At 63.5% G+C, this 15,667-nt stretch carries 9 protein-coding genes; 6 read left to right on the forward strand and 3 right to left on the reverse strand.

All coding sequences use genetic code 11. The annotated features are described in order from the left end of the window. Positions 1-42 precede the first annotated feature (42 nt). Positions 43-630, reverse strand: a complete 588-nt coding sequence (locus tag IPK70_06320; GenBank protein ID MBK8226775.1) for a heme-binding protein — start codon at positions 628-630, stop codon at positions 43-45. A gap of 214 nt (positions 631-844) precedes the next feature. Here IPK70_06320 and IPK70_06325 point away from each other — a divergent pair, with 214 nt between their 5' ends. The 3 genes from IPK70_06325 to hutH are packed head-to-tail and all read left to right on the forward strand — an operon-like array spanning position 845 to position 4,290. Beyond that, a complete protein-coding gene (locus IPK70_06325; protein MBK8226776.1) occupies positions 845-2,185 on the forward strand; it encodes a histidine--tRNA ligase in 1,341 nt (446 codons plus the stop codon). A gap of 34 nt (positions 2,186-2,219) precedes the next feature. After that, complete coding sequence (locus IPK70_06330) at positions 2,220-2,759, forward strand: hypothetical protein (GenBank protein ID MBK8226777.1); 540 nt, start codon at positions 2,220-2,222, stop codon at positions 2,757-2,759. 43 nt (positions 2,760-2,802) lie between these two features. After that, on the forward strand, positions 2,803-4,290 hold the full coding sequence (gene hutH / locus IPK70_06335; protein ID MBK8226778.1) for a histidine ammonia-lyase: 1,488 nt from the start codon (positions 2,803-2,805) through the stop codon (positions 4,288-4,290). Here hutH and IPK70_06340 read toward each other — a convergent pair whose 3' ends face one another. Further along, the gene (locus IPK70_06340) at positions 4,291-5,064 is read right to left on the reverse strand and encodes a T9SS type A sorting domain-containing protein (GenBank protein ID MBK8226779.1); all 774 of its coding nucleotides are present in this window, start codon (positions 5,062-5,064) and stop codon (positions 4,291-4,293) included. A gap of 82 nt (positions 5,065-5,146) precedes the next feature. Here IPK70_06340 and IPK70_06345 point away from each other — a divergent pair, with 82 nt between their 5' ends. Together IPK70_06345 and IPK70_06350 are read left to right on the forward strand one after the other, a co-directional pair. Then, positions 5,147-5,797: an alpha/beta hydrolase gene (locus tag IPK70_06345; GenBank protein MBK8226780.1), complete on the forward strand. Its 651-nt coding sequence runs from the start codon at positions 5,147-5,149 to the stop codon at positions 5,795-5,797. 126 nt (positions 5,798-5,923) lie between these two features. Next, the gene (locus IPK70_06350) at positions 5,924-11,989 is read left to right on the forward strand and encodes a PKD domain-containing protein (GenBank protein MBK8226781.1); all 6,066 of its coding nucleotides are present in this window, start codon (positions 5,924-5,926) and stop codon (positions 11,987-11,989) included. Here the strand turns inward: IPK70_06350 and IPK70_06355 are convergent, their stop codons facing one another. Next, a complete protein-coding gene (locus IPK70_06355) occupies positions 11,990-13,891 on the reverse strand; it encodes a hypothetical protein (protein MBK8226782.1) in 1,902 nt (633 codons plus the stop codon). A 626-nt stretch (positions 13,892-14,517) separates the two neighbouring features. Here IPK70_06355 and IPK70_06360 point away from each other — a divergent pair. Next, positions 14,518-15,633: a hypothetical protein gene (locus tag IPK70_06360; protein MBK8226783.1), complete on the forward strand. Its 1,116-nt coding sequence runs from the start codon at positions 14,518-14,520 to the stop codon at positions 15,631-15,633. Positions 15,634-15,667: the final 34 nt, after the last annotated feature.

Consider the following 15,667-nt stretch of genomic DNA (forward strand, 5'->3'; position numbering starts at 1 on the left):
CACTGGGTTCCCGGTGATTCCGCCCTCTTCAGCGCAGCATCCTCAGGGCACCAGTTCGACCACGACCTCGTTGCGACGGCCCACCAGGCGGTAGGGCGGATCGTAACCCATGAAGCTCCATTGACCCGTATGCGTGATTCCTTCGCGCCCCAGCGCGGCGAAGAGCTTCTCCTTGTGCTCCAGGATGCGCGCATCGTTGGCGAATCCTCCGAACATGATGGCCGCCATGGTGCGCTCGGCCTCGGTCTTGAACTGCACCTCGGCGTTGTCCGGTTTCGGCAGGTCCTTCGGGTCGTGCTCGGCGGGCAGCATGAATTTCATGGTCATCGGGCCGTCCATCTCCATCTCCACCGGGCTGGTCATGGCGATCTTCTGACCGGTTTCGTTGCCGCCGAAGATGTAGCCCGCCAGGGTCCGGAAGCCCCGGCTGCTCCCGCCCCGGTAGCTGTCGGCATCGATGGTCACGTAGATGAAGTTGGCCGAATGGTAGCGGCGCACCTCGAAGTCCGCGTAGGCCTTCACCACCTCGCAGGGGTACATCTCGATGTTGCGCACCTGTCCGTAGGCCCAAAGTTGAGAGAGCGCGAAGAGCCCCGCGAGGACAAGCGCGATGATGGCGAAGGTTTTCATGGTTGGATGAAGGGGAACAGACGAAGGGGCATTCGGGTTCGGAGCAGGGCGGCGGTAGCTCCTTGACGCACGCGATGGAGCGCTGCGACCCCCGCCACGCGCACGACGGCTACTTTCGCCGCTGATCCTTCGCCAACCTTCTCCTCCTGCGCCTTGGAATCTGAAGCTTGATCCTTGATGCTTGAGTCTTGATGCTTGATACTTGAATCTTGACATGGCCACCAAGCCTTCCATCCCCAAAGGCACTCGCGACTTCGGTCCTGTGGAGATGCTCCGCCGGAAGTACATCTTCGGCGCCATCGAAAAGGTCTTCCAGAAGTACGGCTACCTGCCGCTGGAAACGCCCGCCATGGAGCACCTGGAGACGCTCACGGGGAAGTATGGTGAGGAAGGTGATCGCTTGATCTTCAAGATCCTGAAGCGCGGCGCCGACTTGGAGCGCGCGGTGCAAGATGGCAGCAAGAGTCTCGCGGCAGAAGCGCTCCGCTACGACCTCACCGTTCCCTTCGCGCGCTACGTCGTGCAGAACCAGAACGAGCTCGCCTTCCCCTTCAAGCGCTACCAGATCCAGCCGGTGTGGCGCGCCGATCGTCCGCAGAAGGGCAGGTACCGCGAGTTCTACCAGTGCGATGCGGATGTGATCGGGAGCACGAGCTTGTTGAGCGAAGTGGAATTGGTGCAGCTCTTCGATGAGGTCTTCACCGCGCTCGGATTGAAGGTGGTGGTTAAGATCAACGACCGCAAGGTGCTCAGTGGCATCGCCGAGGTCTGCGGCCAGCCGGAGAAGGTGGTGGACATCGTCACGGCGATTGACAAGCTCGACAAGATCGGCCGCGAGAAGGTGGAGGAGGAGATGCGGGCGAAAGGCGTGAGCGATGATGCCATCAAAGGCATCGCGCCGCTCTTCGCGTTGAAGGGATCGTGGAGTGAGCAACGGCCCGCGTTGGAGCAGTGGTTGTCCGCATCTACCATCGCGCAGCAAGGCCTGAAGGACCTCTCCTTCACCTTCGATGCGGTGGGTGCCTTGAAGAGTGCTGCGCTCGAATTCGATCCCACACTTGCGCGCGGCCTCGACTACTACACTGGTGCGATCTTCGAAGTGAAAGCCGCCGAAGGCAACATGCCCGGCAGCATCTGCGGCGGCGGTCGCTACGACGACCTCACCGGTGTCTTCGGCCTCAAGGGCATGAGCGGCGTGGGCATCAGCTTCGGCGCGGACCGCATCTACGATGTGCTGCTGGAGACGAACAAGTTCCCGGCGGAGCTGGGCGGCAGCACGCAATTGCTCTTCGCCAACTTCGGCGAGAAGGAAGCGATGCATTGCCTGAAGCTCCTGCGTCAAGTGCGCGAAGCGGGCATCGCAGCGGAGCTGTATCCCGACCAAGTGAAGCTGCCAAAGCAATTCACCTACGCCGAGAAGAAGGGCATCCCGTACGTGGCCATCGTGGGCGAGACGGAGATGAACGCTGGCCTGGTGACCTTGAAGAAGATGGGCGCGAATGAGAAGGGCAATGCGATGCGGATCGAAGCGGTGATCGATCTCCTTGCCTTGTGACCGTGCGGACGACATACCTGATCGATCCCGAGCGATGCCCGCATCCGAACCCATGATCACCCACCCCGGCTGGGGCTCGCTCCGGATGCTCATGGGGTCCTGCCTGGCGTTGTGCCTTGCCTCTGCATGCACACCATCGACCACGGAGACCGTTGGCGTGAAGAAGCAGGACGTACCGATCCCTGCTCCAGTCGAGGTGGATACCGTTCCAGCATCCAGCAATGCGGTCGAGGAGGAGGACGATGGGCATCACACGGGTGCGTTGGAGACGTATCGGTATTGGGCAGGAGGCGATCCCGAGGAAGGCATGCAGGTGCTCAATGGCGAGTATTGGGCTTCAGCGCACTGGACGAAGGAGTATACCCTCTTCATGGAGCTGCGTTTCGACGCTGCGGAGGACTTCGTCGTCGCCAATAAGTTGCAGCGGGCCAAGGAGTGGATGGAGGTCCCTGCTGGGGCACCGGATTGGTTCACGCCCCGAAAGGACTTCCAGGTCTGGAAAGGCGAGCAGAGCTCGCTGTACTACCTGGATCCCAAGCGCGGGCACTTGTACATGTACGAAGTGCAATTCTGAAACGCATGGCGCATTCCTGAAGGAGCCCTGATAGAAATACCCGATGCCGAAACCACACGTCATCACCACCACCGGTCTCTCGCTCGCCGAGTTCGACGCCATCCTGCGCGAACGCAAACCCATCGCCCTGGCAAAGGATGCCGTGAGCGCCGTGAAGCGCAGCCATGCCTGGCTGCTGCAGAAACTGAAGGACAGCGACACGCCGATCTACGGCGTGAACACCGGCTTCGGCGCCTTGCACGACCGCAGCATCGCGAAGCGCGACCTCGCGCAGTTGCAGAAGAACCTGGTGATGAGCCACGCCTGCGGCAGCGGCGATCCCGTGCCTGCAGAGATCGTGCGCGCCATGCTCGTGCTGAAGGTGCAGAACATGGCCTTCGGCCATAGCGCGGTGGCGCTCACCACCGTTCAGCGATTGGTCGACATGTACAATGCCGACGTGCTGCCCGTGGTGCACGAGCGCGGCTCGCTCGGCGCATCGGGCGATCTCGCGCCGCTCGCGCATCTTGCGCTGCCGCTGCTCGGCCTCGGCGAAGTGGTGATGGGCGGCAAGCGCATGACGAGCGCGGCTGCGTTGAAGAAGCTCGGCTGGTCGCCGCTGGAGCTTGGTCCGAAGGAAGGCCTCGCGTTGCTCAACGGCACGCAATTCATGAACGCTTACGCCGCGCTGCTCACGGTGAAGAGCATGCGCCTCGCGCACCTCGCCGACATGATCGCCGCGGTCTCGCTCGATGCCTTCGACGGAAGAATGGAGCCCTTCCATCCCAGCGTGCATGCCGTGCGCCCGCATCCCGGTCAGGCGCAAGTGGCCGGGCACATCCGCGAACTGCTTGCCGGCAGCGCGATCGCCCTGCGCGAGAAGCACCACGTGCAGGATCCGTATTCGTTCCGCTGCATCCCGCAGGTGCATGGCGCCAGCCGCGATGCCATCGCGCACGTGGCCACCGTGGTGCAGCGCGAATTGGAGTCCGTCACCGACAACCCGACGGTCTTCGACGATGACGACCTGATCATCAGCGCGGGCAATTTCCACGGACAGCCGCTGGCGCTCTCGCTCGACTTCCTCGCCATCGCCATGGCCGAACTGGGCAGCATCAGCGAGCGGCGCATCTACAAGCTCATCAGCGGTCAGCGCGGATTGCCTCCCTTCCTGGTCGCGAAGAGCGGCTTGAACAGCGGCTTCATGATCCCGCAGTACACGGCGGCTTCGCTGGTGAGCGCCAACAAGCAGCGGTGCATGCCCAACAGCGTCGATACCATCGACAGCAGCAACGGGCAGGAGGACCACGTGAGCATGGGCGCCGCAGCGGCGATCAAGACCTGGCAAGTGGTGCACGATGTGGAGCGCGTGCTCGCCATCGAGCTGCTCACCGCCGCGCAAGCATTGGAGTTCCGCAGGCCCTTGCGCAGCGCGAAGCCCGTGGAAGCGCTCGTGACCGGACTGCGCAAGCGCGTGCCCTTCATCAAGGACGATGTAGTGATGCACGGCCCGATGGAGGCGGCGCTGGCGATGGTGCGCGAGCTGGCGTGATCACTCCACCACGAAGCGCGACGCGCGCTCGCCCGTCGGTGTCCGAACGCTCACGAAATAGGTCCCGGTCGGCAGGTGGCTGGTGCTGAACTGGCAGCTGGACGGTCCCGTGCGCACGATATCCGCTCCGACGTTCCTTCCGGTCAGGTCCATCACGTTCGTCGCGAGCAGCCGCTCTTCCCCGCACGAGACGTAGAGTGTGCCTGAATCCTGTCGGATGTGCGCCGTTTTTCTCGCCGCATCCGCAACGCCGAGCGCCGGCATGATGCTGAAGCCATCGAAATGGCCGGGATTCGGATTGATCGGACCACCGATGAAGCCGGCATTGAGCACGAGGATGGAGGTGTCACCGGCTGCGAGCTCAACGGTATCGGTGATGCTCAGGTAAGTCCATGGGAATTGGTTCGTGCCCACGTTCTCCTCCAGCTGGAAGTTGCCGTTGTTCACGGTGCCCAATCCGAAGTAGGCGCCCAGGCAGATCACATCATCATCGCAACGCACCCAGCCGCTGATGGTGAGCAGGTCCCCATCCTGTACGCCGCTCAACCGCTGGAACAGATAATTCGGGAAGCAGCCTTTGGCGTGCCCGGACTCTTTGGAGACGGACCATTGGCCCGCCCCAGCTGGTGCCTCGTTCCATGCAATGGGCTGCTCACAGGTCCATTCCCAGCCCATGAAGCTCTGCACGCCATTCTGCTCGAAGCTGCCATTGATGAGTTGACCTTGGGCGAGGCCCGCGCTGCACAGGCCAACAAAGAGCAGGAGTCGGTTCATGGGCTGGTTGCTGTCTGCTGCAATGACGCGCAACGGGACCCAAGCGCTGCCTTCGTTGGGTACGCCCAACCTTTGCTGCGCGATGGATCTCTACCTGCTCCCCGGCCTAGGTGCCGATGGCCGCCTCTTCAGCAAGCTGAAGTTGCCCGGCCATGAGAAGCACGCGCTGGACTGGCCGCAGATGCCCGATGGCAGCACGCTCCGCGACTACGCCGAGGTGCTGGCTCGCCGCGTGGACGCCACGAAGCCGCATGCCCTCATCGGCGTGAGCATGGGCGGCATGGTGGCACAGGAGATGGCCATGATCACCAAGCCGGCGCGAACCGTCATCATCAGCAGTTGGAAGGGTCCGCACGAGATGCCCGTGCACCTCCGCTTGCTGCGCGGCACGCATGCGGAGAAACTGCTCACGCCGGCCTTCATGAAACGCGTGATGCCCGTGGTGCGCTACCAAATGGGATTGGAGACGCCGGAGGACATCGCGCTCTTCGATGCCTTCACCTCCGCGATGCCATTGGCGCAGCTGCGCATCCAGATCGCCGCAGTGATGGGGTGGGAGGGGCCCGCTCAACCGGTGAAGGGATTGGCCCATATCCACGGCGACCAGGACCGGCTGATGCCCTTCGGGTCCATTAAAGGAGCAGAGGTGATCCGGGGCGGAGGGCACTTCATGGTGTTCAACCGCGCCGGCGAGGTCGGTTCGGCGATACAGAAGGCGCTTTCGTCGATCTAGTTAAAGGCAACGGACCCCGCTAAGCGTTCGTCCATCTACAGCGGCACGGTTGATAACCCGGGCCAATGACCCCAACCTAGCCTTGAGCGCCCCGGTAGTTTCGCACCCGCAGAATTGCGCCCGTACATGAGCTTCATTCCCAAAGCCTTGGCCCTCGCGGTCCTAGGCTTCGCTTGCAGCGAGGTGTGGGCGCAACCGTGCAACCTGAGCGTGAATGCCACGCCGAACAATCCGCAGAGCATCTGCGAAGGGTCATCTGTGCAGCTCAACTCGAATGTCAGCAATGGCAATGCACCGTACACCTACAACTGGACCCCAATAGCGGGACTGAGCGATCCCGCCATCGCCAACCCGGTGGCCAGCCCCACCACCAACACGGTGTACACGCTCACCGTGACGGACGACGATGGCTGCACGGACACCGACCAGGTCACCGTGAACGTGAACGCTGCAGCGCCTGCCGCGCTCACGAGCACGGGCCCCGAGCAGATCACCACGTTCAATGGACTCACCACCTTCAGCATCTGCGATCCCAGCGGCAGCTTCCCGTTCAGCTTCACCGATCAGACCGCAGGCGGCACCTCGCGCGCGATCAATTGGGGCGATGGCAGTCCGGTGGTGAACCCCGCGCAGGGCTGGAGCCTGAGCCACACCTACAACCAAGGGCTGTGGACCATGACCTACACGGTGAACTACGCCAACGGCTGCACGCGCACGCAGCAGTACCAGGTCTTCCTCGGAACGAATCCAGGCGGCGGCATCAGCACCGATCCCAATACGAACATCTGCACAGGCGCAACGCTGCCCTTCTACATCAACAGCGTGGCCGGCAATTCGCCCGGCACCACCTACATCATCAACTTCGGCGATGGCAACAGCATCACGCTGAACCACCCTCCGCCAGCGTCGGTCAACCACACCTACCTCACCAGCACTTGCGGACTGCCCGGCGGGCAGCTCAACGTCACCTTCACCGCGCAGAACCCCTGCGATCAAACGCAAGGGCAGATCGGTCCCATCCGCGTGAGCGAGACGCCGGTAGCGCAGTTCACGCAGAGCACGGACACGGCCTGCGTGAACACCACGGTCACCTTCACCGACCAGAGCATCGGCCTCACCGCTCCAGGCTGCGCCACCCCGCCGCGCAACATCTGGAGCATCGCGCCATTGGCAGGCTGGACCCTCGCGAGCGGAACGCTCGGCAACGACAATGGCCAGCCGGCGAACCCCGGTCTCTGGACCGATGGCAGCACCAGCATCGGCGTGCAGTTCACCGCGGCCGGCACCTACACCATCACCGACCGCACAGGCAACAGCTGCGGCACGCACACCCTGCAGCGCACGGTTTGCGTGGAAGAGCCGCCTGTACCATCGTTCACCTTGGTGCCAGCCGTGGGTTGTGCGCCGTTCCAGCCGGTGAATGACAACACCAGCACCTTCGGGCAGAACTGCCTGCTCACGCACGAATGGACCTTGAATGGCGTGGCCAGCGCGTGCGGAGGTCCGGCGTGGAGCTTCGCCAGCGGCAACGCGGCCAGCCTTGAGCCGCAGTTCGTGTTCACTGAGCCCGGCACCTACACCGTGCAGTACCGCGCCATCAATTCGTGCAACGTGGCGCCGGTGCAGCAAGTGATCACCGTGAACGCGCCACCGCAGGTGAACCTGAACGCGCTCTCCGGCATCTGCGCAGGTCAATGCGTGAATCCATCGGCCGTGGTGCAGCCATGCGGCGCCGCGATCAGCACCTACGCCTGGACCTTCCCCGGCGGCGCGCCCGCCAATGCGAATACCGCATCGCCGGGACAGGTGTGCTTCGCGAACGCTGGCAACCAGACCATCTCACTCACAGTGACCAATGCGTGCGGCAACGCCACGGTGAACCAGAACCTCGCCATCGGATCGGCACCGCCGCTGCCGGTGGTGGCCAGCAACAGCCCGGTGTGCGCAGGGCAAACGCTTTCATTGAGCGCGGCGCTCATCCCCGGCGCCACATTCCAGTGGACGAATCCGCAAGGCGCCGTGATCAGCAATTCGCCTTCGGTGACGATCAACAACGTGAGCGCGGCGAACGCAGGGGTGTATTCCGTGGTGGCCATCAGCAACGGCTGCACCGGCCCGGCCGCAACGGTGAATGTGCAGGTCATCGCTGCGCCGAACGTGACCGTGGACCCGCCGAGCGCTGCGATCTGCAATGGACAGAGCACCATGCTCACGGCCAATGGCGCAGGGAACTATCAGTGGTTCATCGGCGCCTTGCAGATCGGCACGGGGCCCACGCTCACCACCTCTCCGGCGTTGACCACGATCTACACGGTGAGCGGCGATCTCGGTGGCTGTCCCGGAAGCGCTACGGTGACGGTGACTGTATATCCCTTGCCGCTCGTGAATGCGGGCGCTGACCAGACCTTCTGCGATCAAGCGATCCCCGTGAACCTCGTCGGGAACCCCGCACCCGGGACCTGGAGCGGTGCGGGTGTCACGGCGGGCGGCGTCTTCACGCCCACGCCCGGTCAATTGGGCACGGTCACCTTGACCTACACGCACACCAACGCCAACGGTTGCACCAGTTCGGATCCCGTGGACATCACGGTGCAGCCCGTGCCGGTGTTCGCCGATGCGGGGCCCGATGCCACGATCTGCCAGGGCAACACGCCGGTGCAACTCAATGGATGGAGCCCTGCGGGCGGCACTTGGGTGGGCGCTGGCGCGGGCGGATGGTTCACGCCCAGCAACACGGGCAATTTCAATGTCACCTACAACTATGGAACGGGCACTTGCGCCACCAGCGATCAAGTGGTGGTGAGCGTGGTCCCGGCGACCTTGCTGAACGTGATGCCCGCCTTCGCGCAATGCGCCGATGAAGCCCCGACTGCGCTCGTGGGCAATCCGGCCGGCGGCGCCTGGACGGGCAACGGCGTGAGCGGCCCGCCGTGGCAATTCGATCCCGGTTCAGCGGCACAGGGAACGCACACGCTCACCTACACCTTCAACAATGCGAACGGCTGCGTCTCCTCGGCCACGGTGAGCGCCACGGTGAACCCCTTGCCCAACGTGAACGCCGGGCCCGATGTGGTGCTCTGCGATCAACCCATCCCGTACCAGCTCAGCGGGGCGCCCGCTGGCGGCACTTGGAGCGGCAGCACCATCGCGGTGACGCCCACCGGTGAGATCACCCCCAACGGCGTGGCCACTGACGTGCTCACCTACAGCTTCACGGATGGCAACGGCTGCACGGCCAGCAATCAGCTCACGGTCGATATCCAGCCCATCATCAACCCGGCCTTTGCGGGGAACGACACCAGCGTCTGCGTGAACAGCGGCGCATTGCAGTTGAATGGCTCGCCCATCGGCGGCACCTGGAGCGGTTCTCCGCAAGTGACGGCCGGCGGCTCCTTGAGCACGAACGTGCCGGGCTCGTACACGCTCACCTATTCGTTCGGAACGGCCACGTGCCTCCTGCAGGACCAGATCAACGTGGTGGTGAATGCGCTGCCGGTGGTCGATGCGGGCACCGACATCAGCGTGTGCCTCGATGGCGGCGTGCAGCTGCTCACCGCCGATCCGCCCGGAGGCACCTGGAGCGGGGCAGGCGTGGATGCGGCCGGCAACTTCGACCCGACGCTCGCGCTGCCCGGCGGCAATCCGGTCACCTACGATTACACCGATCCGCTCACGGGCTGCAGCAATAGCGATGGTGCCACGGTCACCGTGCAATCGCTCCCCGTGGCGGGCTTCACCAATGCGCCGGTGGCCTGCGCCAATGTGCCCTTCCAGTTCACCAACACCAGCGCGAACTACAGCGGCTCGGAGTGGGACTTCGGAGATGGCGGCGGCTCGATCGCTGATTCGCCTTTCCATGTGTTCACGGCAACCGGATCCTACGACGTGACGCTCGTGGTGAGCACCGGCGCCAATTGCACCGACACGATCATGAGCACCGTGCTGGTGTGGGACGTGCCCGATGCGGAACCCGTGCTCTCCACCGATAACGGTTGCGGCCCGCTCACGATCGACTTCGACAACAATTCGGTGGGCGATGGCCTGAGCTATTGGTGGGACTTCGGCGGGCTGGGGACAAGCGCCCTTCAATGGCCGCCGCCCTTCACCTTCCCGATGGATCCGCAGGATGCGATCGTCTACCCCGTGACGCTCACCGCCAGCAATGCCTGCGGAATGGATGCGCAGACGATCAATGTCACGGTGATGCCTTCGCCCACTGCGGTCTTCGGCCCGAACGTGGATGAGCACTGCGCCTTCAGCCAGGTGCCCTTCGCGAACGTGAGCTTCGGCCTGCCCGACAGCTTCCAATGGGACTTCGGCGATGGCGCCACGAGCACTTCGGCGGCAACGATCGTCACGCACGCCTACGCGGCCGACACGGTGAACACGCCGTACACGATCACGCTCATCGCCAGCAATGCCTGCGGAAGCGACACCGCGCAGTACACGATCACGGTGCTGCCCAATCAGGTCACCTCCTTCTTCAACCTGGATCCCGTGCAAGGCTGCGCGCCGCTCACTGTGGAGCTCACGCACATCACCGCTGGCGATACCGCGCTGTACTGGACGCTCGGCGATGGCAACGTGAGCATCGCGGCTGACCTTTCGCACACCTACAACCTGCCAGGCACCTACACCGTCACGCTTGAGGCCTTCGGCTGCGGCTATGACAGCTACAGTCAGGAGGTGACGGTGTTCCCCGCGCCTTCGCCCGCGTTCAGCGTGGCGCCTCAGGGCACTTGCGTGGGCGGGGAGTTCACCTTCACGAACACCTCGCCCGGCATCAGCGGCTCGCAGTGGGACTTCGGTGATGGGACCACCAGCACGCTCACCTCACCCACGCACAGCTACGCCACCAGCGGGGTCTTCCCGGTCACGCTCACCGTCACGAGCGCGCTCAATGGATGCACCGCCACCATCGCCCAATTCGTGAATGTGAGCATCACCCCGGTGGCCGCATTCACGCCGATGCCCGACAACGGCTGTATCGACCTCGACGTGGCCTTCACGAACCAGAGCACCGGCGCCAGTTTCTACCAGTGGAGCTTCGGCGATGGCAATACCAGCGGCCTGGCAGAGCCCTTCCACACCTACACGCAGGCAGGCACCTACACGGTGACCATGATCGCCGAGAACGTGAACGGCTGCGCCGATACGGTGAGCCTGAACGTGGTGGCCCATCCGCTGCCGGATGCGCTCTTCACGCTCTCTCAGGCGCAGAGCTGCGTATCGCCGGTCACGATCCAGTCGATCAATGCATCGCAAGGCGCCATCGGGTATTCGTGGGACCTCGGCAATGGCCAGACCTCCTTGCTGAACCAGCCGGCCATCACCTTCGATGCGCCCGGCACCTATACCGTAACGCTCACGGCACTGAACCAGTACGGTTGCACGGATACGCACGCCGTTGACTTCACGGTGCATCCCACGCCGGAGGCTGCCTTCACTGCCCAGCCGCAGCCCGCGTGCGAAGGGCGCCCCATCGAGTTCGTCAATCAATCGCTCAACGCTTCCTCGTTCCGCTGGCGCTTCGGCGATGGCAGTCAGAGCAACGCCGATGCGCCCTTGCACAGCTATGCCCAGCCGGGGCAGTACACGGTGACGCTCATCGCCACGGGCGCCGGCGGATGCACCGATACGCTGATCGCCGTGAACGCGATCACGGTGAACCCGACGCCGATCGCGGATTTCACCGGCGATACCCTGGTGAGCGTGCGCAACGCCATCCAGTTCAGCAACCTGAGCCAGGGCGCCGTGCTCTACACCTGGGATTTCGGCGATGGTGAAGGCAGCGATGAGACGCACCCGCTGCACCTTTTCCCGGCCGATGGCGGCCTCTTCACCGTGTGCCTCGTGGCGGTGAACGAGTTCACCTGCCCGGATACGATCTGCAAGATCCAGCCCGTGGGCAGCGACCCGATGATCTTCGTCCCCAACACCTTCACCCCGAACAACGACGACCGCAACGAGGTGTTCCGGCCGATCATCGCCGGCTATGAAGGCTGGCGCTACAAGCTCACCATCTTCGATCGCTGGGGCCTGGCGATCTGGAGCACCGAGGACCGGAACGTGGGTTGGGACGGCCGCAAGGATGGCGCAGAGCCGGTGATCGACGTGTACGTGTGGAAGGTGATCGTGGAGCGCGACGGCGATGCCCGCGATTTCATCGGGCACGTCACGCTATTGCGTTGATCAAGGACGAGGAGCGTCGAGCTCGGGCATGTCGCCTGGCTTGCGCGCACCCCGCGCATCGCGCGTGGCCTGCTGCTCCTTCGCAACAGGCCCCGGCGCTCGCGCGAAGCGCTCCGCAGAGTACCGCGAGACCGTTCCGTCGGGCAGCACTTCATCCGCGCGATTGGCGGCCACCGTCCACGTGAAGGGCGTATTGCTCGTGCCGTTCATCAGTTCCACCACGTCGAAGCCAGCGCCGCTCTTGTTGGTCACGAAGACTCCATTGCAGTCGCCTTCGAGCTGCACGAATACGCGCAAGGGATGCGCCGCATCCACGACGATGTTCTTCGAGAGGATGGGATCGAGCGTGATGCGCGCGCGCCCGTTCTGCAGTTGCCCGCTGCCATAATCCTGGAAGAGGTTCTCAGGCGCTTCGGGGCACGAGAGGGCCACCTGATTGCCGTCGAGGTCCTTCACGATCGTGTTCACCGTGCCCGGCCCGATGATCTTGCGCAGGATCCCCAGGTTGTCGCGCACCGCCACATAGCTCCAGGTCTGCGCGGTGCCGGCATTCTGCACCTCGAAATACCCGCCTGCGGAAGCCGCAGCGCCGCTGGCGGCGCTGTTGTTCAAAGGGTTGGTGTTCACAGTTGTCGTGGCGAAGCCCACCACGCCGTACTGGTTGCCCGTGCCCACCACGCCTGCTCCCTGCGCCGGTGTGAAGATGGCCGCGTTGTTGTTGCCAACGCCCACCACGCCGATGCCGTTGGCGAAGTTCCGCCCGTAGCCGAAGTGCCCGACGATGGTGCCATTGGCCGCCGTGCCGGTGCCGGCCACGAGGTAAGTGGTGGCGGCGTTGTTGCCGGTGAAGACTGCGCCCGTCCCGCCCGCATTGGTATTCCACCCTTGCAAGCCGAAGCCGGTATTCACCGCGGCTTGCCCATAGACGCCCACCGGGTTCAGCGCTGCGGCCGCGATGGTGGAGAAGCCCGCCACGCCGATGCCATCATTCGCGGGCGATGTTCCGTTCACGCCCCGGGCATCGCCAGTGTTCATGGTAGCATTGATCACGGCCTGAACGCCTATGCCGACGGCCGTGCCCGCCAAGGTGCCATTGAGCTGCCCGAAGATGGCGCGGCTCGTGGTTCCCGTGGTGACCGCAGTGGCGCCTACGTTCCCGATGGCGGCAATGGGGATGGCCTGATGGAAGGTTGCCTCGCCGCGGATGCCGTTCGCAGTGCCGGAAACCGCGTTCGAGCTGCCATAAACGCCGAAGGTGGTGCCCCCCGTTCCGGAGGTGAAGCCTGCTACGCCGAAGCCGGTGCTCGTGTATCCGTTGATCGCCCGCGTGCCCAGCACCGAGGTGTTCGTGGTGGTGCCGTTGGTGGTTCCATCGGCGTACACGCTGAACACATCGTTGGCGAAGCCGCCCACGCCCACGTTGTTCACCACCACCTTGCCGCCGCTGAGCACACGTGCGCGCTCGTTCGCCGCCGCGATGCCGCCGGTCTTGATCACCCAATCGGCCGCGTCGTTGGTGCCGATCCAATTGGTCCCGGCAACGGTGCCGTAGTTGCCCGTGGTGAGCCATCCATCGCCGCTGATGGCGAAGCGCACCCACGCTGTGCCGTTCCAGTAGTAATAGCCGGGCACCACGTTGTTCGGCGCCGCGCCGGCGGTGGCCGTGTTGTACACGAGCAGGGAGGTCGCCGGACCCACCACAGGCGCCGCCACGTTGGTTGCGGTGAGCGCCACGCGCGGCACCAGCAGCCCGCGCTTGTTGTTGGCGGGCAGCGCGGTCACGTCCACATCGAGCATCGCGCTCGCATCGGGCGCGGCGCCATCGGCGTTGATGGCCACGTTCTGCGCAGCACTGCTGATCGCGATCAATCCGGAAACGGCAAGGACAACGGTCTGCTTCATGACGGCGGGATATGTTGGGCAGACGAAAGGTAGGGGGGAAGGGTGGTCTGGCAAGGTGCCCGACCCGGTTATCGGTAGAGCGGAGCACCGGCTACCTCTTCCACGGACAGCATTGCGTCGGCCGATTGGTCGGTTAATCGGCGCCGACACGAGTACGCACCCTTGCAATGATGTGTGCATAGCTCGAATTGAACAATCTGCGAGTTATGGACAATCAGTACAACAATGGATTTGCCGACTACATTCGTCATCATGAACGCGCGGCCTGAGCATATCCTTCTTGCATTCGCAGCGCGACTGGCCGACTGGCCGACTGGCCGACTGGCCGACTGGCCGACTGGCCGACTGGCCGACTGATTCTCCAACTCGCCAATGTATTCTGCTCAGGCGCGCCATTGCGCCGGAGCACGAGCGTGTTCTCAACCGCCAGCGCTATGTTGTGCTCGCGGGTTAATTGCTCCCGTGTTGCCCATGGGTACGGGCACCGCCACAAGCATCGCTTGCGACGGCCCCGGCCCAATCGCGCCGGTGAACACCGGTGCCAAGGGCTGGGGTAGTATTGACACGAGATGCCTGCGTAGAGCAGGCAGCGCACGCCCACCGATGGCGGTCTTTACCTTCGGAGCATGACCGCAACCCGCGACGGAACATGTCTTGAAAGGAGCGGAAGAGATCGGACCGAAGCACTACAGGTGCATCTCGAACAACAACAAACGATGTTTCCTTACACGATGAACAATAGGTGGCCCAGCAGGAGCACCAGCCCACTGTTGGGCTGCCTATTGTCCGTTGTACCTTTCCTTGCCAATTCTCAGAACCTTGTGCCCAACCCGAGCTTTGAAGAGAATACCGCCTGCCCCATCACCACCGGTTTCCTGGGGTTTTCCAAGCCGCTGCATTGGGAGGCTTGGAACCAGTCACCTGAGTATTTTCACGCTTGTGCCGGATCGCTAGGCGGCGTGGATACACTAATTCGGGTGCCGCTGAACGGAATGGGATTCCAGTACGCCCTGCAGGGTGACGCGTATGTGGGTATGGCGGCCTTCGGTACATCTGGAGGTGGTGTGAACGTTCGAGAGTATGTGGGTTGCCAGCTATTGGAGCCATTGGAAGTGGGGGAGAACTACGATCTGAGCTTTTTCACCAATGTGGCATTCGGTGGCAACTACTGGGCGCCAACCTGGGCTTGCAGCAACATGGGCATGCTCTTCACCATGGAGTTGCGCACCTGGACCGGCCCAGGCAACATCGCCTTGCCGCTTCCCAATCAGGCACACTTGCACAGCATGGCCATTATCAGCGATACAGCCAACTGGACCTTGGTGAGCGGCAGCTTCGTGGCGGACAGCGCCTATCAGTACCTGGTGATCGGCAACTTCTTCAGCAATGCGCTGACGGATACGCTGCACATCATACCAGGCAACTCGCTTGGAGCCTACTACTTTGTGGATGGCGTGTGTGTTAGGAAGACTGGGCAGCCATGTGAGTTCAACACCGGTATCGCAGAGCCAGACCTTGCAGGCCCCTCCGTGTGGCCTAATCCGGCTTCGGAGCTGTTGCAGGTACGCGCCGAGGCAGGCACGCGCTGGCAGGTGTTCGATGCCACGGGCAGGCTGATGGCCGATGGGGTGAGTTCAACTGAGTTGCTGGTGCTACGCATACAGCGGTGGGCGCCCGGGGAGTATGTGGTGCGGTTGCAAGGCCAAGCAAGGAGGCACGTTCGTTTCGTAGTGATGCGCTAGCAGAGGTCCGGTCTTCTAAGTTGAACAACAACAA

Source organism: Flavobacteriales bacterium, assembly GCA_016712535.1.
GTDB lineage: Bacteria > Bacteroidota > Bacteroidia > Flavobacteriales_F > PHOS-HE28 > PHOS-HE28.

What these genes read in the sequence shown, in the direction of transcription:
- IPK70_06320 (MBK8226775.1), bottom strand. Translation starts at nt 630, where the DNA reads ATGAAAACCTTCGCCATCATCGCGCTTGTCCTCGCGGGGCTCTTCGCG.
- IPK70_06325 (MBK8226776.1), top strand. Translation starts at nt 845, where the DNA reads ATGGCCACCAAGCCTTCCATCCCCAAAGGCACTCGCGACTTCGGTCCT.
- IPK70_06330 (MBK8226777.1), top strand. Translation starts at nt 2,220, where the DNA reads ATGCCCGCATCCGAACCCATGATCACCCACCCCGGCTGGGGCTCGCTC.
- hutH (MBK8226778.1), top strand. Translation starts at nt 2,803, where the DNA reads ATGCCGAAACCACACGTCATCACCACCACCGGTCTCTCGCTCGCCGAG.
- IPK70_06340 (MBK8226779.1), bottom strand. Translation starts at nt 5,064, where the DNA reads ATGAACCGACTCCTGCTCTTTGTTGGCCTGTGCAGCGCGGGCCTCGCC.
- IPK70_06345 (MBK8226780.1), top strand. Translation starts at nt 5,147, where the DNA reads ATGGATCTCTACCTGCTCCCCGGCCTAGGTGCCGATGGCCGCCTCTTC.
- IPK70_06350 (MBK8226781.1), top strand. Translation starts at nt 5,924, where the DNA reads ATGAGCTTCATTCCCAAAGCCTTGGCCCTCGCGGTCCTAGGCTTCGCT.
- IPK70_06355 (MBK8226782.1), bottom strand. Translation starts at nt 13,891, where the DNA reads ATGAAGCAGACCGTTGTCCTTGCCGTTTCCGGATTGATCGCGATCAGC.
- IPK70_06360 (MBK8226783.1), top strand. Translation starts at nt 14,518, where the DNA reads ATGACCGCAACCCGCGACGGAACATGTCTTGAAAGGAGCGGAAGAGAT.